This is a genomic window from Bradyrhizobium sp. C-145, assembly GCF_023375135.1.
Classification (GTDB): Bacteria; Pseudomonadota; Alphaproteobacteria; order Rhizobiales; family Xanthobacteraceae; genus Bradyrhizobium; species Bradyrhizobium zhanjiangense.
The window spans coordinates 8308090-8331212 of record NZ_CP088150.1 but is presented as its reverse complement, the minus strand read 5'-3'; the positions used below and the strand labels follow the sequence as shown (position 1 = coordinate 8331212).

The 23123-nt window shown below is 64.1% G+C and carries 23 protein-coding genes; 9 read left to right on the top strand and 14 right to left on the bottom strand.

Features of this window, described 5'->3' with window-relative positions; all coding sequences use genetic code 11:
* Positions 1-61: 61 nt before the first annotated feature.
* The 5 genes from LRP30_RS39210 to LRP30_RS39190 are packed head-to-tail and all read left to right on the top strand — an operon-like array spanning position 62 to position 7790.
* Positions 62-1969, top strand: coding sequence for an extracellular solute-binding protein (locus tag LRP30_RS39210; RefSeq protein WP_128955547.1), 1908 nt, complete (start codon positions 62-64; stop codon positions 1967-1969).
* A 14-nt stretch (positions 1970-1983) separates the two neighbouring features.
* Positions 1984-3858 (top strand): extracellular solute-binding protein, encoded by a 1875-nt coding sequence (locus tag LRP30_RS39205; RefSeq protein WP_249758251.1) that lies wholly within the window; start codon positions 1984-1986, stop codon positions 3856-3858.
* Between the two features lie 2 nt (positions 3859-3860).
* Entirely contained in the window at positions 3861-4970 is a 1110-nt protein-coding gene (locus tag LRP30_RS39200) for a microcin C ABC transporter permease YejB (protein WP_128940026.1), read from the top strand.
* Positions 4970-6148: an ABC transporter permease gene (locus LRP30_RS39195; protein ID WP_128936650.1), complete on the top strand. Its 1179-nt coding sequence runs from the start codon at positions 4970-4972 to the stop codon at positions 6146-6148. The genes LRP30_RS39200 and LRP30_RS39195 overlap by 1 nt, the downstream gene beginning before the upstream one ends.
* A gap of 4 nt (positions 6149-6152) precedes the next feature.
* The gene (locus tag LRP30_RS39190; protein WP_249758250.1) at positions 6153-7790 is read left to right on the top strand and encodes an ABC transporter ATP-binding protein; all 1638 of its coding nucleotides are present in this window, start codon (positions 6153-6155) and stop codon (positions 7788-7790) included.
* A 6-nt stretch (positions 7791-7796) separates the two neighbouring features.
* Here LRP30_RS39190 and LRP30_RS39185 read toward each other — a convergent pair whose 3' ends face one another.
* A complete protein-coding gene (locus tag LRP30_RS39185) occupies positions 7797-8639 on the bottom strand; it encodes an NlpC/P60 family protein (RefSeq protein WP_249758249.1) in 843 nt (280 codons plus the stop codon).
* A complete protein-coding gene (locus LRP30_RS39180) occupies positions 8632-10005 on the bottom strand; it encodes a leucyl aminopeptidase family protein (RefSeq protein WP_249758248.1) in 1374 nt (457 codons plus the stop codon). The genes LRP30_RS39185 and LRP30_RS39180 overlap by 8 nt, the downstream gene beginning before the upstream one ends.
* A 195-nt stretch (positions 10006-10200) precedes the next feature.
* On the opposite strand from LRP30_RS39180, the gene LRP30_RS39175 reads away from it, so the two are divergent.
* Together LRP30_RS39175 and LRP30_RS39170 are read left to right on the top strand one after the other, a co-directional pair.
* A complete protein-coding gene (locus LRP30_RS39175) occupies positions 10201-10404 on the top strand; it encodes a hypothetical protein (RefSeq protein ID WP_128936646.1) in 204 nt (67 codons plus the stop codon).
* A gap of 243 nt (positions 10405-10647) precedes the next feature.
* Positions 10648-11460: a tetratricopeptide repeat protein gene (locus tag LRP30_RS39170; RefSeq protein WP_249758247.1), complete on the top strand. Its 813-nt coding sequence runs from the start codon at positions 10648-10650 to the stop codon at positions 11458-11460.
* A 54-nt stretch (positions 11461-11514) separates the two neighbouring features.
* Here LRP30_RS39170 and LRP30_RS39165 read toward each other — a convergent pair whose 3' ends face one another.
* From LRP30_RS39165 to LRP30_RS39120, 10 genes are all read right to left on the bottom strand, one after another.
* Complete coding sequence (locus LRP30_RS39165; protein ID WP_128955540.1) at positions 11515-12489, bottom strand: type II secretion system F family protein; 975 nt, start codon at positions 12487-12489, stop codon at positions 11515-11517.
* Between the two features lie 9 nt (positions 12490-12498).
* The gene (locus tag LRP30_RS39160) at positions 12499-13476 is read right to left on the bottom strand and encodes a type II secretion system F family protein (RefSeq protein WP_128936642.1); all 978 of its coding nucleotides are present in this window, start codon (positions 13474-13476) and stop codon (positions 12499-12501) included.
* A 13-nt stretch (positions 13477-13489) separates the two neighbouring features.
* On the bottom strand, positions 13490-14959 hold the full coding sequence (locus LRP30_RS39155) for a CpaF family protein (protein ID WP_249758246.1): 1470 nt from the start codon (positions 14957-14959) through the stop codon (positions 13490-13492).
* Positions 14960-14980: 21 nt separating this feature from the next.
* Positions 14981-16249: an AAA family ATPase gene (locus LRP30_RS39150; RefSeq protein WP_249758245.1), complete on the bottom strand. Its 1269-nt coding sequence runs from the start codon at positions 16247-16249 to the stop codon at positions 14981-14983.
* Positions 16246-16980, bottom strand: coding sequence for a CpaD family pilus assembly protein (locus LRP30_RS39145; RefSeq protein WP_128940032.1), 735 nt, complete (start codon positions 16978-16980; stop codon positions 16246-16248). The genes LRP30_RS39150 and LRP30_RS39145 overlap by 4 nt, the downstream gene beginning before the upstream one ends.
* A 20-nt stretch (positions 16981-17000) precedes the next feature.
* Positions 17001-18476: a type II and III secretion system protein family protein gene (locus tag LRP30_RS39140; RefSeq protein WP_164939414.1), complete on the bottom strand. Its 1476-nt coding sequence runs from the start codon at positions 18474-18476 to the stop codon at positions 17001-17003.
* An 11-nt stretch (positions 18477-18487) separates the two neighbouring features.
* Positions 18488-19285: a Flp pilus assembly protein CpaB gene (cpaB, locus tag LRP30_RS39135; protein ID WP_164934716.1), complete on the bottom strand. Its 798-nt coding sequence runs from the start codon at positions 19283-19285 to the stop codon at positions 18488-18490.
* A 128-nt stretch (positions 19286-19413) separates the two neighbouring features.
* On the bottom strand, positions 19414-19938 hold the full coding sequence (locus LRP30_RS39130; protein ID WP_128936637.1) for a prepilin peptidase: 525 nt from the start codon (positions 19936-19938) through the stop codon (positions 19414-19416).
* 119 nt (positions 19939-20057) lie between these two features.
* Positions 20058-20198 (bottom strand): hypothetical protein, encoded by a 141-nt coding sequence (locus tag LRP30_RS39125; RefSeq protein ID WP_164939400.1) that lies wholly within the window; start codon positions 20196-20198, stop codon positions 20058-20060.
* A 77-nt stretch (positions 20199-20275) separates the two neighbouring features.
* A complete protein-coding gene (locus LRP30_RS39120; RefSeq protein ID WP_014498224.1) occupies positions 20276-20440 on the bottom strand; it encodes a Flp family type IVb pilin in 165 nt (54 codons plus the stop codon).
* Positions 20441-20707: 267 nt separating this feature from the next.
* Between LRP30_RS39120 and LRP30_RS39115 the strand changes: the two genes are divergently transcribed.
* Together LRP30_RS39115 and LRP30_RS39110 are read left to right on the top strand one after the other, a co-directional pair.
* A complete protein-coding gene (locus LRP30_RS39115; RefSeq protein ID WP_128945110.1) occupies positions 20708-21535 on the top strand; it encodes a sterol desaturase family protein in 828 nt (275 codons plus the stop codon).
* Between the two features lie 165 nt (positions 21536-21700).
* Positions 21701-22198, top strand: a complete 498-nt coding sequence (locus tag LRP30_RS39110; RefSeq protein WP_128936635.1) for a pilus assembly protein N-terminal domain-containing protein — start codon at positions 21701-21703, stop codon at positions 22196-22198.
* Between the two features lie 151 nt (positions 22199-22349).
* Here LRP30_RS39110 and LRP30_RS39105 read toward each other — a convergent pair whose 3' ends face one another.
* The gene (locus tag LRP30_RS39105) at positions 22350-22562 is read right to left on the bottom strand and encodes a cold-shock protein (RefSeq protein ID WP_091881246.1); all 213 of its coding nucleotides are present in this window, start codon (positions 22560-22562) and stop codon (positions 22350-22352) included.
* A gap of 268 nt (positions 22563-22830) precedes the next feature.
* Positions 22831-23121, bottom strand: coding sequence for a translation initiation factor IF-1 (gene infA, locus LRP30_RS39100; RefSeq protein WP_128936634.1), 291 nt, complete (start codon positions 23119-23121; stop codon positions 22831-22833).
* Positions 23122-23123: the final 2 nt, after the last annotated feature.

Below are 23123 nucleotides of genomic sequence, written 5' to 3'. Positions count from 1 at the left end.
CGAAACCTCGCCTATATTGGGAACTTAAAGGAGTAGCCTCCTTCAAGACAGGAATGTTGATTTGGCCATCACCCGACGCGATCTCCTGCTCACCGGCACTGCGGCCGCAGCGCTCCCCGCCCTCGGTTCCGTGGGCAGCGTTTCCGTCATCGGCACGGCACAGGCGCAATCGGGTGAGCTGCCTTCGACTGGGCTTCCCTGGCGCCATGCACTGTCGCTGTTCGGCGATATCAAGTATCCCGCCGACTTCAAGCGCTTCGATTACGTCAATCCGGATGCGCCCAAGGGCGGTGTCGCCCGCCTGATCTCGATCGGCACCTTCGACAATTTCAACCTCGCGGTCGCCGGCATCAAGGGCTCCCTCGCTCCAGCCGCGGCGATGATCTACGAAACGCTGATGACCCGGGCGCAGGACGAGGTGGCGACCGAGTACGGCGAACTTGCCGAGGCCGCACAACATCCGGACGATTTTTCCTGGGTGATCTATCGTTTACGCAAGGAAGCCCGCTGGCATGACGGCAAGCCGGTGACGCCGGACGACGTTATCTTCTCGCTGGAGACATTCAAGCAGCAGAGCCCGATGTACGCGTCCTACTATCGCCATGTGACCAAGGCGGAGAAGGTCGGCGAGCGTGACGTCAAGTTCAGCTTCGACGGGCCGGGCAACCGCGAATTGCCGACCATCGTCGGCGAATTGATCGTGCTGCCGAAGCATTGGTGGGAAGGCACCGACGCGCAGGGCCGCAAGCGCGATGTCAGCGCGACCACGCTGGAGATCCCGCTGGGCTCCGGCCCGTACCGGATCAAGGAATTCGTGGCGGGACGCTCGATCAAGCTGGAGCGGGTGAAAGATCATTGGGGTGCCAATCTCCCCAGTCAGATCGGCACCAACAATTTCGACGAGCTGCGCTTCGAGTTCTTCCGCGACAACATCGTGGCGCTGGAAGCCTTCAAGGCCGACCAGGCCGACTGGATCGCGGAAAACTCCGCCAAGCAGTGGGCGACGGCCTATGACTTCCCCGCGGTCGCGGAGAAGCGGGTGATCAAGGAAGAATTTCCGATCAACGATTCCGGCCGCATGCAGGCCTTCGTCGTCAACATCAGGCGCCCCCAGTTCAAGGACGCGCGGGTGCGGCGCGCCTTCAACTATGCCTTCGACTTCGAGGAGATGAACAAGCAGCTCTTCTTCGGTCAGTACAAGCGCATCAACAGCTATTTCGAAGGTACGGAACTTGCCGCGACCGGTCTGCCCCAGGGAGAGGAATTGCAGATCCTCGAAACCGTAAAGGACAAGGTGCCGCCGGAAGTTTTCACCACGCCTTACCAGAATCCAGTCGGCGGCACTTCGGAGGCCGTGCGCGCCAATCTGCGCGAAGCGGCAAAGCTGCTGAAAGAGGCCGGTTTCGAAGTGCGCGACCACAAGCTGGTGGACGCCTCGGGCAAGGTCCTGACGGTCGAAATCCTGGTGCAGGATCCCTCATCCGAGCGAATCGCACTGTTCTACAAGCCGTCGCTGGAGCGGATCGGCGTCAATGCGTCGGTTCGTACGGTCGATGATGCGCAGTACCAGAACCGGTTGCGCAGCTTCGACTTCGACATGATCATCGATCAGTGGGGCGAGTCGCTCTCGCCGGGCAACGAGCAGCGCGAGTTCTGGGGCTCGCAGGCCGCCGACATGCCTGGTGCGCGCAACACCATCGGCATCAAGAACCCTGCTGTGGATGCCTTGATCGAGAAGGTGATCTTCGCCAAGGATCGCGCTGGTCTCGTCGCCGCCACCCATGCGCTCGATCGCGTGCTGCTCTGGAATTTCTACGTGGTGCCTCAGTTCACCTATCCGTTTGCACGCTATGCCCGTTGGGATCGCTTCAGCCACGCCGAGCCAATGCCGAAATATGGACGGTCCGGCCTGCCGACGCTGTGGTGGTATGACGCCGAAAAAGCGGCGCGGAACGGAAAACGCTCTTGAGGGAGCCTTTGCGCATGGCGCAGCTTTCACGTCGGCAGGTGCTTGCCCTGGGTGTCGCCGGCGCACTCGGTGCCGCCTGGCAGCGCGGCGCAACGGCGTCGGAAAGGCCGACCGAGGCCCACGGCATCTCGGCATTCGGCGATCTCAAATATCCCGCCGATTTCCACCATTTCGATTATGTCAATCCGGGCGCGCCGAAGGGCGGCACGTTCTCGCTCATCCCGTCGGTGAAATCGTATAATCAGTCCTACCAGACCTTCAACTCGCTCAACGCCTTCATCCTCAAGGGTGACGGCGCGCAAGGCATGGACATGACGTTTGCGCCGCTGATGGTGCGGGCAAATGACGAGCCGGACGCAATGTACGGGCTCGCCGCCAAATCCGTGCAGATATCGCCCGACAAGCTTGTCTATCGCTTCACCATGCGGCCCGAGGCGAAATTCCATGACGGCAGCAAGCTCACCGCCCACGACGCAGCGTTTTCGCTGACGGCGCTGAAGACCAAGGGGCATCCATTGATCATCGTGCAGATGCGCGACATGGTCAGTGCGGAAGCGATCGACGATGCGACGCTCGTCGTCACCTTCGCCAAGGGGCGTGCCCGCGACGTCCCGCTCTATGTCGCGGGCCTGCCGATCTTTTCGAAGGCGTACTACTCGTCCCGCCCGTTCGATGAATCGACGCTGGATATTCCGCTCGGCTCCGGTCCGTACAAGGTCGGCAGGTTCGAGGTCAATCGCTACATCGAGTTCGAGCGGGTCAAGGACTGGTGGGCCGCCGACCTGCCGGTTTGCCGCGGCAGCTATAATTTCGACGTCGTGCGCTATGAATTCTATCGCGACCGCGACGTCGCCTTCGAAGGTTTCACCGGCAAGAACTATCTCTACCGTGAAGAATTCACCTCGCGCATCTGGGCGACGCGCTACGACTTTCCGGCCGCCAAGGATGGTCGCGTCAAGCTCGAGGTCGTGCCTGACGACACGCCCTCCGGTGCGCAGGGCTGGTTCATCAACACGCGACGCGAGAAATTCAAGGACCCTCGCGTGCGCGAGGCCCTGATCAACGCCTTCGATTTCGAGTGGACCAACAAGACCATCATGTACGGCGCCTATGCCCGTACGGTGTCGCCATTCCAGAACTCGGACCTCATGGCCGGCAACGGGCCTCCGTCGCCGGAAGAGCTGAAGCTGCTGGAGCCGTTCCGCGGCCAGGTTCCCGACGACGTGTTCGCGGCGCCCTTCACGCCGCCAGTCTCCGACGGCTCGGGGCAGGACCGCAGCCTGCTGCGCAAGGCGCAGCAATTGCTGAACGAGGCCGGCGTACCGATCAAGGACGGCAAGCGGGTGCTGCCGAATGGCGAGATCTTCAGAATCGAGTTCCTGCTGGACGAGCCCTCCTTCCAGCCGCACCATGCGCCCTACATCAAGAACCTGGGGACGCTTGGCATTGAGGCGAGCGTGCGCGTCGTCGATGCCGTGCAGCACAAGGCGCGCCAGGAAGATTTCGACTTCGACATGACGATCCAGCGTTTCAGCATGTCGGCGACGCCGGGCGATGCCATGCGCGCGTTCTTCTCGTCGCAGGTTGCCAACACCAAGGGCTCGTACAATCTCGCGGGCGTCGCCAGCCCGGCGATCGATGCCATGATCGAGAAGATCATGGCGGCCGACAGCCGCGAGGAATTGACGATCGCCTGTCGGGCCTTCGATCGCCTGTTCCGCGCCGGCCGCTATTGGGTGCCGCAATGGTATAACAAGACGCACCGGCTGGCGTATTGGGATCAGTTCAGCCATCCCCAGAAGCTGCCGCGTTACGCCAACGGCGTCGGTGCTCCCGACATCTGGTGGCATGATGGCGCCAAGGCGGCCAAGCTCGAGCAGGCGAAATAATCATGAGCGCCTATATTGCCCGCCGCATCCTCTTGATGATCCCGACGCTGCTGGGGATCCTCTTCGTGTCCTTCATCGTCGTGCAGTTCGCGCCGGGCGGCCCGGTCGAGCGCGTGATCGCGCAGCTCTCGGGCGCGGACACCGGCGGCAGCTCGCGCATTTCGGGCGGCGGCGATTTCGCGCAACGCGCGCCGGGGCAGTTGGGTGCCGGCGGCGATGCCATCAACTCGAAATATCGCGGAGCGCAGGGCCTCGATCCTGATTTCATCAAGAAGCTGGAGGCGCAGTTCGGCTTCGACAAGCCGGCGCCGGAACGCTTTCTCCTGATGGTGTGGAACTTCGCGCGCTTCGATTTCGGCAAGAGCTATTTCCGCGACGTCAGCGTGATCCAGCTGATCAGGGAGAAGCTGCCGGTCTCGATCTCGCTCGGGATCTGGCTTACGTTGATCACCTATCTGATCTCGATCCCGCTCGGCATCCGCAAGGCGGTCAAGGACGGCACGCGCTTCGACACCTGGACGTCGACCGTTCTCGTGCTTGGCTATGCCATTCCCGGCTTCCTGTTCGCTGTCCTTCTCATCATCCTGTTTGCCGGCGGCTCCTTCTTTAACTGGTTCCCCCTGCGCGGACTGACCTCCGACGGCTGGTCGCAGTTTCCCTGGTACTGGAAGATCATCGATTATTTCTGGCATCTGACGCTGCCGCTGATCGCCATGGGGCTCGGCGCGTTCACCACCATGACGTTCCTGACCAAGAACTCGTTCCTGGACGAGATTCGCAAGCAATATGTCATGACCGCGCGTGCCAAGGGGTGCGGCGAGGGCCGGGTGCTTTACGGGCATGTCTTCCGCAATGCGATGCTGATCGTGATCGCCGGTTTTCCCGGGACTTTCATCCACGCCTTCTTCTCGGGCTCGCTGCTGATCGAAACCATCTTCTCGCTGGACGGGCTCGGACTGCTCAGTTTCGAGAGCGTGCTCAACCGCGACTATCCCGTGGTGTTCGGCACGCTCTACATCTTTTCGTTGGTCGGCCTCGTGATCAACCTGATCTCCGACCTGACCTATATGTGGATCGACCCCCGGATCGATTTCGAGGCGCGGGAGGTCTGATGACGATTACCGCGCCGACGCCCATCGAGACCACGACTCAATCCCCAATGGGGGAGGTCGTTCCGATCACGCGCAAGTCGTTCGCCCCTTCGCCGCTCAACAAGCGGCGCTGGCAGAACTTCAGGGCGAACCGCCGCGGCTACTGGTCGTTCTGGATCTTCATTATTTTGTTCGTGGTCTCGCTGTTCGCCGAGCTGATCGCCAACGACCGGCCTTTCTTGATCAAGTTCGACGGCCGGCTCTATTGGCCCGCCTTCGTGACTTACTCGGAGACCACCTTTGGCGGCGATTTCGAGACGGCGGCCGACTACCGCGACCCCTATTTGCAGAAGCTGATCAAGGACAAGGGCGGCAGCATCGTCTGGCCGCTGATCCGCTATTCCTACGATACCCACAATCTCGACCTGCCGACGCCGGCGCCGTCGCCGCCGACCTGGATGCTGACCGAGAAGCAATGCAAGCCGGTGGTGGAGAAGAAGGGGCTGAAGAGCTGCCGCGACCTCGAATACAACTGGCTTGGCACCGACGATCAGGGGCGCGACGTGGTCGCGCGGCTGATCTACGGATTCCGCATCTCGGTGCTGTTCGGCCTGTGCCTTACCATCATCTCATCCGTCATCGGCATCGCGGCGGGGGCGGTGCAGGGCTATTTCGGCGGTCGGGTCGATCTCATCTTCCAGCGCTTCATCGAGATCTGGACAGCTATTCCCTCGCTCTACCTTCTCCTGATCCTGTCCTCGGTCCTCGTGCCCGGCTTCTTCGTGCTGCTGGGTATCCTGTTGCTGTTCTCCTGGGTCTCGCTGGTTGGTCTCGTGCGGGCCGAGTTCCTGCGCGGGCGCAATTTCGAATATATTCAGGCGGCGCGGGCGCTCGGTGTCTCCAATCCGGTCATCATGTTCCGCCATCTGCTGCCGAACGCCATGGTCGCGACCATGACGTTCCTGCCTTTCATCGTGTCGAGTTCGGTGATGACGCTGACGGCGCTCGATTTCCTGGGCTTCGGCCTGCCGCCGGGGTCGCCCTCTCTGGGCGAATTGCTGTCGCAGGCGAAAGCCAATGTGCAGGCACCTTGGCTCGGCTTCTCCGGTTTCTTCTCGGTCGCAATCATGCTGTCGCTCTTGATCTTCATCGGCGAAGCCGTGCGCGACGCCTTCGATCCGCGCAAGACGTTCAGGTAAACCAATGGACGCGATCAACCAGCCCCTGCTCAGCGTGCGCGATCTCTCGGTGGCCTTCCACCAGGGCGGCTCCACCACGCTCGCGGTCGACAAGATCTCGTTCCAGATCAAGCGCGGCGAATGCGTCGCGCTGGTTGGCGAATCCGGCTCCGGAAAATCGGTCAGCGCGCTCTCGATCCTGAAGCTGCTGCCCTATCCGAACGCGTCGCATCCCTCGGGCAGCATCCGCTTCAAGGGCCAGGAGCTGATCGATCAGTCCGAGCAGCAGATGCGGGAGGTCCGCGGCAGCGACATTTCCATCATCTTCCAGGAGCCGATGACCTCGCTCAATCCGCTGCATACGATCGAGGCGCAGATCGGCGAGATCATCCAGCTGCACAATCCGACCAGTAATGCCGAGGCGCGCAGGCGGACGCTCGAATTGCTGACGCAAGTCGGCATTCCCGAGCCCGAGACGCGGCTGAAGAGCTATCCGCACCAGCTCTCCGGCGGTCAGCGCCAGCGCGTGATGATCGCAATGGCGCTCGCCAACGAGCCCGACCTCTTGATCGCGGACGAGCCGACCACGGCGCTCGATGTCACCGTGCAGGCGCAGATCCTGGCGCTGCTCGCCGAGATCCGTTCGCGGCTCGGCATGAGCCTGCTCTTCATCACCCACGATCTCGGCATCGTGCGCCGCATCGCCGACACCGTCTGCGTCATGAAGGGCGGTGTGATCGTCGAGCAGGGGCCGGTCGAGCAGGTCTTCAGGAGCCCGAAGCATTCCTATACGCGCGACCTGCTCGCGGCCGAGCCGAAGCCCGATCCGGCGCCGCCGCAGCCGGGTGCGCCGGTGGTGATGTCGGCCAATGAGCTGAAGGTGTGGTTTCCGATCAAGCGCGGCTTGATGCGCAAGACGGTGGGCCACATCAAAGCGGTCGACGGCGTCAGCGTCGCCGTGCGCAAGGGCGAGACCCTCGGCGTCGTCGGCGAGTCCGGTTCGGGCAAGACCACGCTGGGACTCGCACTGCTGCGGCTGATCTCCTCGAACGGACGCATCGTGTTTCTGGGCAAGGACATCCAGGGCCTGCGCTTCAAGGAGATGCGGCCCTTCCGGCGCGACATGCAGATCGTGTTCCAGGATCCGTTCGGCTCGCTCTCACCGCGCATGTCGGTCGCCGACATCATCGCCGAAGGCCTCTCCGTGCATCAGCCGAATCTCTCGCGCGAGGAGCGCGAGGCGCGCGTGGTCAAGGCGCTCGAGGATGTCGGGCTGAAGCCGGACACCCGCTACCGCTATCCGCATGAATTCTCCGGCGGCCAGCGCCAGCGCATCAGCATCGCGCGCGCGGTCGTGCTGGAGCCGGATTTCGTCGTGCTGGACGAGCCGACCAGCGCGCTCGACATGCTGTTCCAGGCGCAGATGGTCGATCTGTTGCGCGAGCTCCAGCGCAAGCGCGACCTCACCTACATGTTCATCTCGCACGATTTGCGCGTCGTCGCCTCGCTCGCCAGCCATCTCATCGTGATGCGCGGCGGCAAGGTGGTCGAGGAGGGACAGGCCGCCGAGCTCTTCAAGAACCCGAAGACGGATTACACCCGCGCGCTGTTCGCGGCGGCATTCCGGCTGGAGACGGCCGGGAATGGGGCGGTTGCGACGTAGCGTTCGTCAGAGCCGCTTGATCGCGGCGACCTCGCTGCCGGCTTGCCTGATCCGCGCGAGCGCCGGCTCGATCGGCTCGATCACGGTCGCCATGTGGTGCGCATTGGCGTGAACCATGGAGCCGGCGTCGCGGACGATGGCGACATGGCCCTTCCAGAAGATCAGATCGCCGCGCACCAAGCTACCCCACTCATGCGGCTCCAGCGCGCGGCCGAGGCCGGCCTGCTGCATGTCGCTGTCGCGCGGGCAGCCGATGCCGGCAGCACTGAGCGAGACCTGGACGAGGCCCGAGCAATCGATGCCAAAACTGCTCTTGCCGCCCCAGAGATAGGGCGTGCCGGCGAAGCGCTCGGCGACGGCGACGAAATCCGGCTCGCGATGATCGAGCGGGGCAAGATGCGTTTTCGGTAAGAACGTTCCTTCGCGCGTCACAGCGAAGGCCCCGTCCGCGCGCACGATCGTGAGCTTTGATCCCAGCACCAGCGTGTCCGCCGGCGGCAATTTGATCGAGGGGCCGGGGAAGGCAAATGTTCGCAGCGCGCTGACCACGTGGGTCGGGGCGGCCGCGGGCTTCATGAGCGCTGCATCCGGCAGCCAGCCCACATAGCCGTCGCCGTTGAGCTGGCCCCAGGCCCAGCCTTCGCCGTTGCGGTCGTAAATGGTGACGCGCTCGCCGCGCAGCGCCTCCGTCATCAGCATCGCGTTCGACGATGGCTGCTCGCGCACCGGCGCGATCGCCTCGACCACCTCGAATTCCTCGCCGGTGACGAAGCGATCCGCCTCAACCTTGCCTTCGAGATATTTCGCGGCGATGTCGCCCCGCGCCGGCGTCAGCCGCAGGTCATGCATAGCGTTCGCTCAAGAGTGCGTAGATGGCGCGTGCGGCCTGGCACTCGCCGCCTTCGGGCCGCGCCGGCTTCGCCGACGGCGTCCAGCCATAGATGTCGACATGCAGCCAGCTCTTGGCGTGCTCGACGAAGCGTTGCAGGAACAGCGCGCAGGTGATCGAGCCGGCGAAGCCGCCGGACGGCGCGTTGGTGATGGTCGCCGTCTTGGAGTCCAGCCAGGCATCGTAAGGCGGCCACAGCGGCATGCGCCACAACGGATCGTTCTCCTTCACTGCGCAACGCGCGACGTCGACGGCCAGCGTCTCATCGTTGGTGTAAAAGGGCGGTAAATCCGGCCCCAGCGCAACGCGAGCCGCGCCGGTCAGCGTGCCCAGGTCGATCAGCAGCTCCGGTTTCTCTTCATCGGCCAGCGCCAGCGCGTCGGCGAGGACGAGGCGGCCTTCGGCGTCGGTATTGCCGATCTCGACCGTGATGCCCTTGTGCGAGGTGAAGATGTCGAGCGGGCGGAAGGCATTGCCGGCGACAGCGTTTTCCACGGCCGGTATCAGCACGCGCAGCCGCACCTTCAGCTTCGCATCCATCACCATGCGTGCGAGCGCGAGCACGTTGGCGGCGCCGCCCATGTCCTTCTTCATGATCAGCATGCCGCTCGACGGCTTCAGGTCGAGCCCGCCGGTGTCGAAGCAGACGCCCTTGCCGACCAGTGTCACCTTGGGATGAGCCGGATCGCCCCAGCCGATGTCGATCAGCCGCGGCGCGCGGCTGGAGGCCATGCCGACGGCGTGGATCAGCGGAAAATTCGTCTTCAGATCCTCACCGATGGTGCAGGCGAAGCTTGCGCCGAATTCGGCGGCGAGCGCTTGTGCGGATGCGGCGAGCTGCTCCGGTCCCATGTCGTTGGCCGGTGTGTTGATGAGATCGCGCGCCAGCATCGCCGCATCTGCCATGCGATCGATTTCGGTCGCGTCGACGCCATCCGGCGGCACCAGCCGGACGTCGAGCCTGTCAGCCTTGCTGTAACGGGAAAAGCGGTAGCTGCCGAGTGCGAAGGCGAGCGCCGCCAGCCGTGCGTCGTGCGGCGCATTGGCAAAGCGATAGGTGCCCGGCGGCAGCAGGCCGGGCAGGGCGCCCGGCCGGAACAGGTCGCGCGATCTGGCGCCCTCGTCCTCGAGGCCGAACAGCACCTGTGCAATTGCGCCATCCGGCGCGGGCAGCGCGAGATAGCCGCCGGGCTTGGAGGCAAAGGCGCTCGCGGTGGCGAACTGGCGTTGCGCCGGCGGCAGCGCCTCAGCGACCTGATCCCAGCTCGATTTGGTAACGAAGGTGATCGGGATGGCGGTGGGCGACGTCTCGAAGACAGAAGGCATTGGCGGGTCCGGATCATCAGATCAAGCAGGTCGTAGGAACGAGACTTCGCAGAGTTTCGACGCCGCCGCAATCGGCTTTGCTGTCACCGGTCAGCGAGCCGCTACTCGCAGTGCGGGGGCCATGCTAGGTTCCGAGGACGGCCGCCAGCTGTTGGAGTTCGCTGGCGGCCGACGAGCCTGCCGGGAGGAATTGCAATGGAATTCGTGTGGAGCGTGGTCACGTTCATCGGCCAGGCCATCGAGGCGATCTTCGGCTATGTCGAGCACCATCATTGGATCTTCGCGTTCCTCGCCGGCGGCTACGTCTTCTATCTCCACGACCGCTCCGTCCACGCGCGGTTCGATGCGCTGGACAAGCGCATCGATGAAATCCGCAAGCGGCTCGCCATCGAATATTGACCGGGCGGGACGAAGCCGCCGTCGGGCAGATCTCGTATTCACTGCGCGACGGAGAGTGCAATTGCTGCGGGACCTGAACGAACAGGTGAAGGTGCTCGGCCTCGATCTCGGGGCCAGCGGGAAGGTGCCGCCGCAGACGCTGCCGTGAGCGGTGTGACTTGGCCGATGTTAACTGGCCGTTAGGGTTAACAGTCTATTGCTGGCGCGTTCGGCTCGATCAATCGGCTCGAGAGTCAAAGCGTCATGCGTCAACGGTTCAGTCTTGCCCGGCTTCTTGCGTCCACCTCGCTGATCGCGGCAGTGGCTATGGGCCTCGGCGGCTGCACGGGCATGTCGAAGCTCTCCGAGGTCACGGGCTCGGTCGGGCCGCGGGCGGAAGCCGCTCCCGCCGATCCCGCGCGCGCTGTCGAAGTCTATGGCGAGCGCTATCGTGCCAATCCCAAGGATGCCGGCGCCGCGCTCGCCTATGGCCAGGCCTTGCGCGCCAACGGGCAGCGCGCCCAAGCCGTCGCCGTGCTCGAGCAGGCGACCATCGCCAATCCCGGCAACAAGCCGCTGCTCGCCCAGTACGGCCGCGCGCTCGCCGACAACGGCAATTTCCAGCAGGCCTTCGACGTGTTGTCGAAGGCGCATTCGCCCGACAATCCGGACTGGCATCTGCTCTCAGTGCAGGGTACTGCGCTCGATCAGATGGGCCGGCACGAGGAGGCGCGCTCCTATTATGCGAGCGCCCTGAAGATCGCGCCGGGTGATCCCGGCGTCCTCTCCAATCTCGGCCTGTCCTACATGTTGACGAGGAACCTGCCCAAGGCCGAAGAGGCGCTGCGACAGGCTTACGCTTCGCCGCGCGCGAGCGCCCGGGTGCGGCAGAATCTCGCTCTGGTCGTCGGCCTCCAAGGACGCTTCGCCGAGGCCGAGACCATCGTCAAGGCGGACCTGCCGCCGGACCAGGCCGCAGCCAATGTCGCCTATCTCAAGGAAATGCTGAACCGCAACGACGCCCCGCGCGGCGCACCGAAGCGGACCCCGGTCGCTTCGCTCAGCCAGCCCGATTGATGGGACTAACCTTCAACTTGGCGTCGCCAGCGGACCGCGCGCCGGTCTCTCGCGTCAGTGCAGCTCGGTGATCTTGATGCCCGTCGGTCCGAGAATGACGACGAACAGCACTGGCAGGAAAAACAGGATCATCGGCACAGTCAATTTCGGCGGTAGCGCAGCGGCCTTCTTCTCGGCCTCATTCATGCGCATGTCGCGGTTTTCCTGCGCCATGACGCGCAGCGAATGCCCGAGCGGCGTACCGTAACGCTCCGCCTGCTGAAGCGCGAGACAGACCGACTTGACGCCTTCGAGCCCGGTGCGCCGCGCCAGGTTTTCATAGGCCATCTTCCGGTCCTGCAGGTAGGACAGCTCGGCCGTGGTCAGCGCGAACTCCTCCGACAGCGCAATCGACTGGCCGACGATCTCGGTGGAGACCTTCCGGAACGCCATTTCGACCGACATGCCGGATTCGATGCAGATCAACAGCAGGTCGAGCGCGTCGGGAAAGGCGCGCTTGATCGAGAGCTGGCGCTTGGAGATCGCGTTCTTGAGGAACAGCATCGGGGCCTGCAGGCCGAGATAGGCCGCGCCGACGCAGATGCCGATCTTGATCGGCATCGCCTGCTTCATGTGCGCGATCAAGAAGACGTAGACGGCGGCACCGACGAAGAGCCCGATCGGAGCGACCATGCGGGCAAACAGGAAGGTGATGTAGGGCGCCTGGCCGCGGTAGCCCGCCATGATGAGCTTGTCGCGGGCGGCTTCCTGCGCGAGCCATTTGGTGAGGTTGAAGTCCTCGACCACCTTGGAGACGAGCTGCTTCGGCGTCTGGCGCAGCGACACCTTCTCGCTCTTGTTGAGGCGCTCGCGCTCGCGCTGCCGGAGGCGCTCACGCTCGCTCGCCACCGCCTTCATGCGCTTGGAGAGTCCCTCGCCGGCAAACAGCGGCATCACCAGCGTATAGACGGTGGCGCTGGCGGCAATGGCCGCCAGCAGCATGGTCATGAAGCGGACGTCATGTAGCTTCGAAACGAGAAACTCGACCATACGGCACCGTCAGAAATCGAAGTTGATCATCTTCTTCATCACCATGACGCCGATCGACATCCAGACGACGCAGCCGACCAGCATCAGCTGGCCGGTCGGGTGGGTCCAAAGCAGCGAGATATAGTGCGGCGTCGTGAGATAGACGAGGAACATCACGATCGGCGGCAGCGAGCCGATGATGCCGGCCGAGGCCTTGGCCTCCATCGACATCGCCTGAATCTTCTCCTTCATCTTCTTGCGGTCGCGCAGCACCTTGGAGAGGTTGCCGAGCGCTTCGGAGAGGTTACCGCCCGACTTCTGCTGGATCGAGATCACGATGCCGAAGAAATTCGCCTCTGGGAGCGGCATGCGGTCATACAGCCGCGAGCAGGCCTCGCCGAGCGGCATGCCGATCGCCTGCGTCTCGATGATCTGGAGGAATTCGCTGCGCAGCGGCTCCGGTGAATCGGCGGCGACGACCTTGATCGACTCGAACAGCGGCAGACCGGCCTTGATTCCGCGGACGATCACGTCGACCGCATCGGGCAGTGCCGCCAGGAACTTGGTCTCGCGACGCTTCTTGAGGAAGCCCAGCGCCCAGCGCGGCAGGCCGAAGCCGCCGGCAAAGCCGAGACCGGCGGCGCCGAGCAGGCCGCCTCCGACGAACAGAGCAGCCGCGAACAGCACGCCCGCCACGACGGCGGACACGACCCAGAATTTCTGCGGGGTCCAGTCGAGTCCCGCCTGCGAGAGGCGGACGCTGAGCGGGATTCTCTTCTCCTGCTGGCGCCGCGCCTCGAGATCCTTGAGCGAAGTCTCGACCTGCTCACGGCGCGATCGTTGGCTCTTCTCGGTCTGCTTGGCTGCGGGCGTGTCGGCACGCGCGATCGAAGCGCGGCGGTTTTCGGCCTTTTGCTCCCCTGACAGGAGTGGATAGAGGAAGACCCAGGCGATGCCGCCAACGGCGGCCGTGGCGAGAAAGGCGAGGGCGAGGACCTGCATGTTCATGACGCTGACCTGCTCATGTTGTCGGCGCCAATTCGGCGGCGTCGAGCGCGGCGGCAAGGCGCTTCTCTTCGCCGTAATAGCGGGCGCGTTCCCAGAATTTCGGGCGGCCGATGCCGGTCGAGCGGTGCCGGCCGATGATCTTGCCGTTGGCGTCTTCGCCGATCAGGTCGTAGAGGAAGATGTCCTGGGTGATGATGGTGTCGCCTTCCATGCCCATCACTTCGGTGATGTGGGTGATGCGGCGCGAGCCGTCGCGCAGGCGCGCGGCCTGGACGATGACGTCGATGGATGCGCAGATCATTTCGCGAATGGTGCGCGAGGGCAGAGAGAAACCGCCCATGGTGATCATGGATTCGCAACGCGACAGCGCCTCGCGCGGATTGTTGGCATGCAGCGTCCCCATCGAGCCGTCATGGCCGGTGTTCATGGCCTGAAGCAGGTCGAACGCCTCGGGTCCGCGGACTTCGCCGACGATGATGCGTTCGGGGCGCATACGGAGGCAGTTGCGCACCAGCTCGCGCATGGTGACCTGGCCTTCGCCTTCGATGTTGGGCGGGCGGGTTTCGAGCCGGACCACATGAGGCTGCTGGAGCTGGAGCTCGGCCGCGTCCTCGCAGGTGATGACGCGTTCGTCGTGCTCGATGTAGTTGGTCAGACAGTTGAGCAGCGTCGTCTTGCCCGAGCCGGTGCCGCCGGAGATCAGCACGTTGCAGCGGACCCGGCCGATGATCTGGAGGATCTCGGCGCCTTCCGGCGAGATCGCGCCGAACTTGACGAGCTGATCGAGCGTCAGCTTGTCCTTCTTGAATTTGCGGATGGTGAGGGCCGGGCCGTCGATCGCGAGCGGCGGCACGATGGCATTGACGCGGGAGCCGTCGGCGAGGCGCGCGTCGCAGATCGGCGAGGATTCGTCGACGCGCCGGCCGACCTGGCTGACGATGCGCTGACAGATGTTGAGGAGCTGCTGGTTGTCTCGAAAGCGGATTCCGGTGCGCTGGATCTTGCCCCCGACCTCAATGAAGACGGTGCCGGCGCCGTTCACCATGATGTCGGCGATGTCGTCGCGCGCGAGCAGAGGCTCCAGCGGGCCATAGCCGAGCACGTCGTTGCAGATATCGTCGAGCAGTTCCTCCTGCTCGGCGATCGACATCACGATGTTCTTGATCGCGATGATCTCGTTGACGATGTCGCGAATTTCCTCGCGGGCGGACTCGGAATCGAGCTTGGCGAGCTGGGCGAGATCGATGGCCTCGATCAGCGCACCGAAGATGGTCGCCTTGACCTCGTAATAATTGTCCGAGCGCCGGCTCTCCATGGCGGGAGGCGGCGGCGCCTTGGCAGGGGCAAGCGATGGCGAGGCGACGGCCGGCGGGAGCGGGGCGCGCGACACCGTCGCCGCCGGAGCCTGGGAGGGCTCGGGCAACACGGTGCCGGGCTTGGGAGCCCGAAAGTCGGTGTCTGTTCCGCTACGCTTACCGAACACTTAACAACTCCATGCGGCGGCTTATTTTCCCCGCAACTTCTCAATCAGGGGTGAAAACAAGGACGACTTTTGTTTCTTCGTCTCGCTGCGGCCGGTCAGGCGCTGGGCGATCTGAAGGAACATCTCGATCGACTTGTGATTGGCCGAGATCTCCGCGATCATCTGGCCATTGTTGGCCGCCGAGCCGAAGATCTGCGGCTCGAACGGGATCGACGCGACCGGCTGGCTCTCGATCGCCTTGGCGAATTCCGTGGCGGCGATTTCGGGCCGTTTCGGGACACCGACCTGGTTCAGGCAGTAGAGCGGCGGCCGGTCGTTGGGGCGCGAGGCCTTCAACAGATCGAACAGGTTCTTGGTATTGCGCAAATTGGCGAGATCGGGCGCGGCCACGATCAGGATGTCGTCGGCTCCGATCAAGGCGCGCTTGGTCCAGCCCGACCATTGGTGCGGGATGTCGAGCACGATGCAGGGCATGGTGGACCGCAGCGTGTCGAACACGGCATCGAAGGCGTCGGAGCCGAAGTCATAGACCCGGTCGAGCGTCGCGGGCGCCGCCAGCAGGCTGAGATGGTCGGTGCATTTCGACAGCAGGCGGTCGATGAAGGCCGTATCGACGCGATCGGGTGAGAACACGGCGTCGGCAATGCCCTGTGGCGGGTCCTGGTTGTAGTCCAACCCGGCGGTGCCGAAAGCGAGGTCGAGATCCGCGACGACCGCATCCATCGCAAGATCGCGGGCGATCGCCCAGGCGACGTTGTGGGAGATGGTGGAAGCGCCGACGCCGCCCTTGGCGCCGACCACGGCGATGATGCGGCCGACCGCCTTGGCTTCCGGCGCCGAGAACAGGTTGCAGATCGAGCGCACGACGTCGATCGCGCCGACCGGCGCGAGCACGTAGTCGCTGACGCCACGGCGCACCAGCTCGCGGTAGAGCATGACGTCGTTGATACGCCCGATCACCACCACGCGGGTGCCGGCGTCGCAGACGGTAGCGAGCTGATCGAGCCCGCCCAGGAGGTCGCTGCGACCGTCGCTTTCGAGCACGATCACGTTCGGGGTCGGAGCGGAGCGATAGGCTTCGATCGCCGCCGCCATGCCGCCCATCTGGATCTTCAGATGAGCCTTGCTGAGACGGCGATCCTCGCCGGCCGACTGCACCGCGGCAGCGGTCTCCACGGTCTCGCAGAACGCCTGCACCGAGACACGCGGCGAGGGCGCAATATGCTCCTCGACCGGCGGGGGCGGTGTTTCCGGCTGCTCTTCTTGAGGCTGGCGAGCGTAGCTGATCATTTGCCGGTGTCGCTGAGTTTGGCCTTGTCGGCTTCGGGATGGAGGGTCGCCGTCGTCGTCCCCTTGCGATACTTCTCGAAGGCCGTGGTGCGACGCGCTATATAGGGCGGCGTTTCCGCCCTCGGCTGCTCGAGGTCCGACGGATTGTCGACCATCGCCGCGAGGTTGCGCTGATAGGCGCAGCCGTAATTGTAATAGTCCTTGTTCTCGAACCAGCTCTTGTTCTTGATCGAGGGGCCGATGTCGTCCGGCCACAGGCCGCAGGGGCCCGCGACCGCGGCGATCTTGGAGTAAGTAAGTCGGATCGGCGGCAGGAAGCGCCTGTCTTCCGGCTGATAGGGGCGAACGATGACGCCGCGCGGCGGAACGCCCGCCGCCGCCAGCATCGCCTGGATCTCTCGCATGGTGTCCGCGACCGGTCGCGCGTTGGGCGTGCCGGATGGCACGTCGATCCGGATGGCGCCGGTGCCCTCGTGCAGCCAGGCCGAGGCGACGCCCATGACGTCGGCGCGCTGGGCAGCGGTCAAGCCGCCGCGCGCGTGGCCGACGAAGACGACGATCGAGCGGTCCTGCTCTTCGATCGCGATCGGATGGCGCTGCTTGTAATCGTCGGGAATGGAGGCGGTGACGGCTTCGTCGTGCTGGCAGCCGCCGAGCGCGAGCGCCATGCCGACGAGCGCGCCACCGAGGCGGATGGCGCGTTTGCGAAGCTGGGGTGGTCTTGTGATCATCGTGAAGTCCCCGTTCCGCTTCAGTCGGTGATGAAGCCGTAGGTGCCGCGGTAATTCCTGGCCGGTTCGGTCCGGCCAGGCACGCCGTAGATGCGGTTGATGTTGCCGAGCAACTCGGCCTGCGGATCGGCCGGGGCGGCGAAGCCGTCATCCGGCCGCGACAGGTCCTTTTGCGCGACCGCGCGAACGACATAGGGCGTCACGATCACGACCAGTTCGGTTGCGTTGTTGACGAAGTCGCGGCTGCGGAACAGCGTGCCGAGGACCGGGAGCTGCATCAGCCCCGGCAGCCCGCTGACCGCCTGCTTGGTCTGCTGCTGGATCAGGCCAGCCATTGCCATCGCGCCGCCCGAGGGAATTTCCAGCGAGGTCTCGGCGCGGCGGGTCCGGATCGAGGGCACCGTCAGCGAGTTCACCGACGTCGCGCTCACGGCCTGGGACAGCGTGATCGCATTTTCGTTCGATAGTTCCGAGACCTCGGTCATCACGCGCAGGCTGATCTTGCCCTCGCTCAGAACCACGGGGGTGAAGTTGAGCGAGATGCCGAACTTCTTGAAGCTGATCTGGGTGGTACAGACATGCGTGACGGGATCGCAGGCATAGCCTGCCGGCACCGGGAATTCACCGCCGGCAATGAAGGTCGCCGACTCGCCGGAGATCGCGGTCAGGTTCGGCTCGGCCAACGTACGGATCACGCCCGCGGTCTCCATCGCGCGCAGGGTGGCCTGCACGGTCGGCGTCGCGCCGAACTTCGTGGTCAGGTTGTTGCCGTCCACGAGGTTCTTGCCGAGAGCCGTGAACGGATTCGAGTTGGAGAAGCTCACCACAGAGGTGCCGTAGTTCAGGTTCGCGGAGAGGTCGATGCCGAGCTGCTTGACGATGTTGCGCTGGACTTCGGCCACCGTCACCTTCAGCATGACCTGGTCGCGGCCGCGGACCACGATCGAGTTCACCACCTTGTCGGCGCTGCCGGCGAGCCGTGCGGCGAGATCGTTGGCCTGCTGCGCTTCCAACGGGTTCGCCGCCGTGCCGGTCAGGACGATGCCGTCGCCGAGGCCGTCGATCTGGATGTCGGAATTGGGCAGGATCTGCTTCAGCGCGGCCCGCACGCCGTTGAGGTCGCGCTTGACCGCGATGTCATAGGCCGCAATCTGCTGGCCGGCGGAATCGAAGAACACGATGTTGGTCTGGCCGACGGTGGCGCCGATGATGTAGGCGCGCTGCGCCGAGCGGACCACGGCATTGGCGATCTTGGGGTCGGCGACCAGCACGTCCTTGATGTCGCGCGGCAGGTCGATCACGACAGACTTGCCGATGCCGAGCGAGAGGAAACGCGCGTTCATCTGGCCGTCGGCCGCGACCGGCGCCATGGGACGGTAGTCGGCGGCGACCACCGGGCTGAGGGCCGGGTTGAGCGTCAGCGCGAGGGCGGCCGAAAACGACAGGGCGCGAACCAGTGAGGTTCGCATCGTCGCCAGATTTGCCCTGCATTTCATATCGACTGCCTTCATCTTGCTTTCGCCGTCTGACTTGGAATGCCGTAGCGAATGATCGAAACGCCGTCGCGCTTCTGTGCGGATTCGTCGAGCGTGATCTCGCTCATCTTGACGTCGGCTATGCTGCGCAACGCCAGCGACAGCGTTCCGGCCTGGCGGGCCGACGAAAGCGCCTGGGTCTGCGCGGGATTGAGCTCCAAGGTCACGGTCTTACCGACCACCGTGTTCTGGCCGTCCTTCTCCTTCGGCGCCTGGTCGATGGCCAGGACGCGGATGTTGGTCAGGATGATCTCGGAGGTGACGATGTCCGGAGCACCGTTGCTCTGGTCCGGATTCTTGAGGCGGCGCGTGAGGATCACATCGACGCGGTCGTTGGGCAGGATGAAGCCGCCTGCGCCGGTCTCCGGCGAGATCTCGGTCGAGATCGCCCGCATGCCGCTCGGCAGGATGGCCGCCATGAAGCCGGAGCCCTCGGCCTTGACCAGCTTCTGGTCGCGGATTGGCTCACCCTGAATGAAGGGAGCGCGCGCGATCGAGCCGGTCACCTGGGTCACGCCCTCGGGACGCTCGTTGCGGCGGATGAAAGTGGCGCTGGCGGTCGCGGCCGGCCAGGTCTGCCATTGCACGTCTTCCGGCTTCACGGTCTGGCCGAGACCGATGTCGTTCTTGGCGACCAGGACGTCGACGGTCGGAAGCTGTGCGACCGGAGCCGGAGGCGGCGCAGAATTGTCCGTGCCGCTCGCCAGGTACGCGGCGACGCCGCCGGCGCAGATGGCGACGGTCAGGACGACAATGCGTGCCCTATTCATACGCTTCACTTTCCAACAAAACGCCGCGACGCTGCCGCCGCCGTGATCGGCAGTTGACCAGCTATTCGTCAAAGCATGGTTAATGAGGCGTATCTAAATCGCCTTAACGCCGGGTTTACCCGGTGCGTTCAGCGCAGCGCGAGGTGAGCGAGATCGATCGCCTTCACCCATTCGGTCTCCGGGTAAACCATCAGCGCGCTCAGTGCGAGCGCGATGCCGTAGGGAATACCGCTCTCCTTGGCGTGCAGCCGTGCGAGCCAGGCCTGGCCCGCCAGTCCGTAGGGCAGCGGCCACTGCCGGAACTGGAGCAGGAGCAGCGTCAGCGCCCCGCCGAACAGCGAGGCGTAGAGCAGAAAGTTCATCAGATGCGCAAAGCCGAACCAGAGTGCGACGGAGGCCGCGACCTTGGCATCGCCGCCGCCGACCCAGCCCATCGCAAAGCAGGTGAAGGCCACGACCAGCAGGAGTGCGCTGGCACCGACATGGCTCAGCATCTCATAAGGTGCCATGCCACCGGCGAGAGCGAGGGCGAAGAAGCCGGCGACCAATGCCAGCGACACGCGGTTCGAGATCGTCATCGTGAAGAGGTCGCTCGCAGCGGCGAATGCCATGAGAGCCGGGAAGAGCAGAAGGCGCGCAAGGTCGAGGATCATGGGCTGCGTCTTGAGGCCTGGTTGTGTCGCCGAAGCTGGCGGCGCGGATGCTAGCCGGCAGTGCTAAACAAACCGACAACGGCAGCCGAGTGGCGAGGCTGGCTCCGCCGCGAGCGTGCTCACCAGAGGCTGGCAATGCGCACGGCGAGCGTGACCGTCGCAAGCAGCAGCGCAAGGCAGACCCAATAGGCCGGCGAGCCGGTCTGCGCCGCCTTCGCCTCGTTCGCCGCGACCGCGGCATCGGTTCTGTACTCGCGCAACGCCACTGGAACTCGCCGTCTTCAGAAAAACAAAGGCCCCGGAGGTCCGGGGCTTTTGCGAATCGCTCTTCGGGTACTTACTTCAGCGACGAGCTGATCGAGCCGAACTTGGTGTTCAGCGAGCTGCCGAGATTGTTGACGACCGTGATGATGGCCAACGCGATGCCGGCGGCGATCAGACCGTATTCGATGGCGGTGGCGCCGGATTCGTCTTTCGCGAAACGCGCAATCAAGTTCTTCATGAACAAAACTCCTTCTGGGTGGGATCGCCTCGTTCGGCGCTGTCTTTGACGCGACGAAGATGAGAGCCGAGCTCTTTCGGTAGCGTTAATTCAATCGCGCAAATCCGCTTGTCGCGCGATGCTTTTGGCCAGAGTGAATTTCGTCTTAAGGCGGCCGTTGAATTCGGCCCGGTTCCGAATGCAGCGCACGCGCCGGCCGGCTTCACCCTCCCTTAAATCTAGCGGAGTAGGCCTAGGCGGGACCAGCAATTCGGAAGTGAGGCGACGATGTCGAGCCTGCCCATGCAAGTCGCCCTGATGCTCGGCGAGACCATCGCGAAGGTGGTCCCCGTCACCCTGGTGCTCGCGGCAGTCTTCACCGTGCTCGAGCATTTCTGGGCCTGCAATCCCGGTGCGCCGTGGTGGCGCAAGCGGGAGATCATCACAGACATCTGCTACTGGTTCTTCGTTCCGGTGTTCGCCCGCACGATGCGGATCGGACTGCTGATCGTCGGCGCCGGCGTCGTCTTCAACATCCACGAGGCCGACGAACTCATCGCCTTCTACGACAATGGCCATGGCCCGCTGTCACAGCTGCCGCTGTGGGTGCAGGCCGTGCTGTTCCTGGTGCTGTCCGATTTCATGCTGTACTGGCTGCACCGGCTTTTCCATGACGGCGGGTTCTGGAAGTACCACGCAATCCATCATTCGTCGGAGGAGATCGGCTGGATTTCCGCGGCGCGCTTCCATCCCGTCAATCTCGTGCTCGGGACGATCAGCGTCGACGTCGTGCTGCTGATGGCCGGTATTTCCCCGAACGTCATGATCTGGGTCGGCCCGTTCACCACCTTCCATTCGGCCTTCGTGCACGCCAACTTGAACTGGACCTTCGGACCGTTCAGATACGTGCTGGCGACGCCGGTGTTCCACCGCTGGCACCACACCTCGCTGGAAGAGGGAGGCGACACCAATTTTGCCGGGACGTTCCCGATCTGGGACGTGCTGTTTGGCACCTTCCGTATGCCAGAAGGCAGGCTGCCGCAGGATTACGGCAAGGACGAAGCGACCATGCCCAAGGAAATCGGCGGCCAGCTCGCCTATCCGTTCCGCCACTAGGGCGGCGTCAACGTCTCCAGAGGGCTACAAAGCGCCGGTCCCTTCAAACAATAGTCGGCGAGTTTGCGGAACGTTCACGAATTAAGGGCAGGTTAGCCGGGTCGGGCACCGGCTCCGCTGTATCTGATCGTTTCTGCCGGTTTGTGACGTCCCGGGGGTAAGTGTATGCGTAAAGAATTGCTGCGCCGTCAGGCGCGCGTCTGCCTTCTGGTTGCGGCTGCGATGCTGGCATCGCCCGGTGCCGGCCTTGCCGAGCCGACCGCCGACACCATTGCCGTCAATGTCGACCAGGCCAAGCTGGTCCGGCTCCCCGGCAAGGTCGCGACCATCGTGGTCGGCAATCCCCTGATCGCGGACGTCACGCTGCAGCCCGGCGGCATGATCGTCGTGACCGGGAAGGGTTATGGTGCCACCAATTTCATCGCGCTCGACCGGGGCGGCGAGATCCTGGTCGACCGCCAGATCCAGGTCGAAGGTCCGAGCGACCGGCTCGTCACCGTCTATCGCGGGATCGAGCGCGAGTCCTACAGCTGCATGCCGCTTTGCCAGCGTCGCTTGACGCTCGGCGACAGCGACGCCTACTTCAACCACACGATGACCCAGGCAGGCTCGCTGAGCAACAATGCCAGCGGGGCTGCCGGCGGGGCCGCCAAGACCAACTAGCAGGACCGATTGGCGCTCTGCCCGGGCAGGATATCCGTGCCGCGTACGGAGAAGTCTTCGAACATGAAAAGGCCGTGCGTTGCGCACGGCCTTTTTTAATTCCTTGGCTCGCCTGAGCCGGCCCGGGTCAATATCCGGGGGCCCGGCAGGCTCAGCCCGCGGCGCGGAGGTTGTCCGCTGCCGACTTGCCGGAGCGGCGGTCGGCCACGATCTCATAGGAGACCTTCTGACCTTCCTGCAGCGAGCCGAGGCCCGCGCGCTCGACGGCGCTGATGTGAACGAACACGTCCTTGCCGCCGTCGTCGGGCTGGATGAAGCCATAACCCTTGGTCGCGTTAAACCACTTCACGGTTCCCATGCTCACTGGGGTAGTCCCTTCTAGATAGCACAATGTAAGAGCCTGCTCGCGCAGGCAGGTTAGATCGAATTTTTGGAAGGGTCGTCAGCGTGTCTGAACCGGCTGTACCGGTGGATGCTAATGTCGTCCGGCCGAAAATCGATTAATTCATTTTATCGGAATTAAGGCCTCAAAACAATCCTGACGCGCACGATTTTTTGATCCGCCGTGATGCCCACGGCGGATCAGCATACAGGTCAGAACTTTACTTCCGCGCTCGCGCGCCGGGAGGCGACTAACGGCGGCGGAACTGGCCGCCGCGCTGCGCCCCACCCCGCGGCGGGCCGCCGGGCGTCGAGGGACGTTCGTCCTTGTGACGGAAAATCAGTCGGCCCTTCTCGAGGTCGTAGGGCGACATCTCCACCGTCACGCGGTCGCCCGCGAGTGTCTTGATGCGGTTCTTCTTCATCTTGCCGGCGGTGTAGGCAACGATCTCGTGTCCGGCGTCGAGCTGCACGCGGTAGCGGGCGTCGGGGAGGATTTCGGTGACCAGTCCTTCGAACTGGATCAGCTCTTCCTTGGCCATGT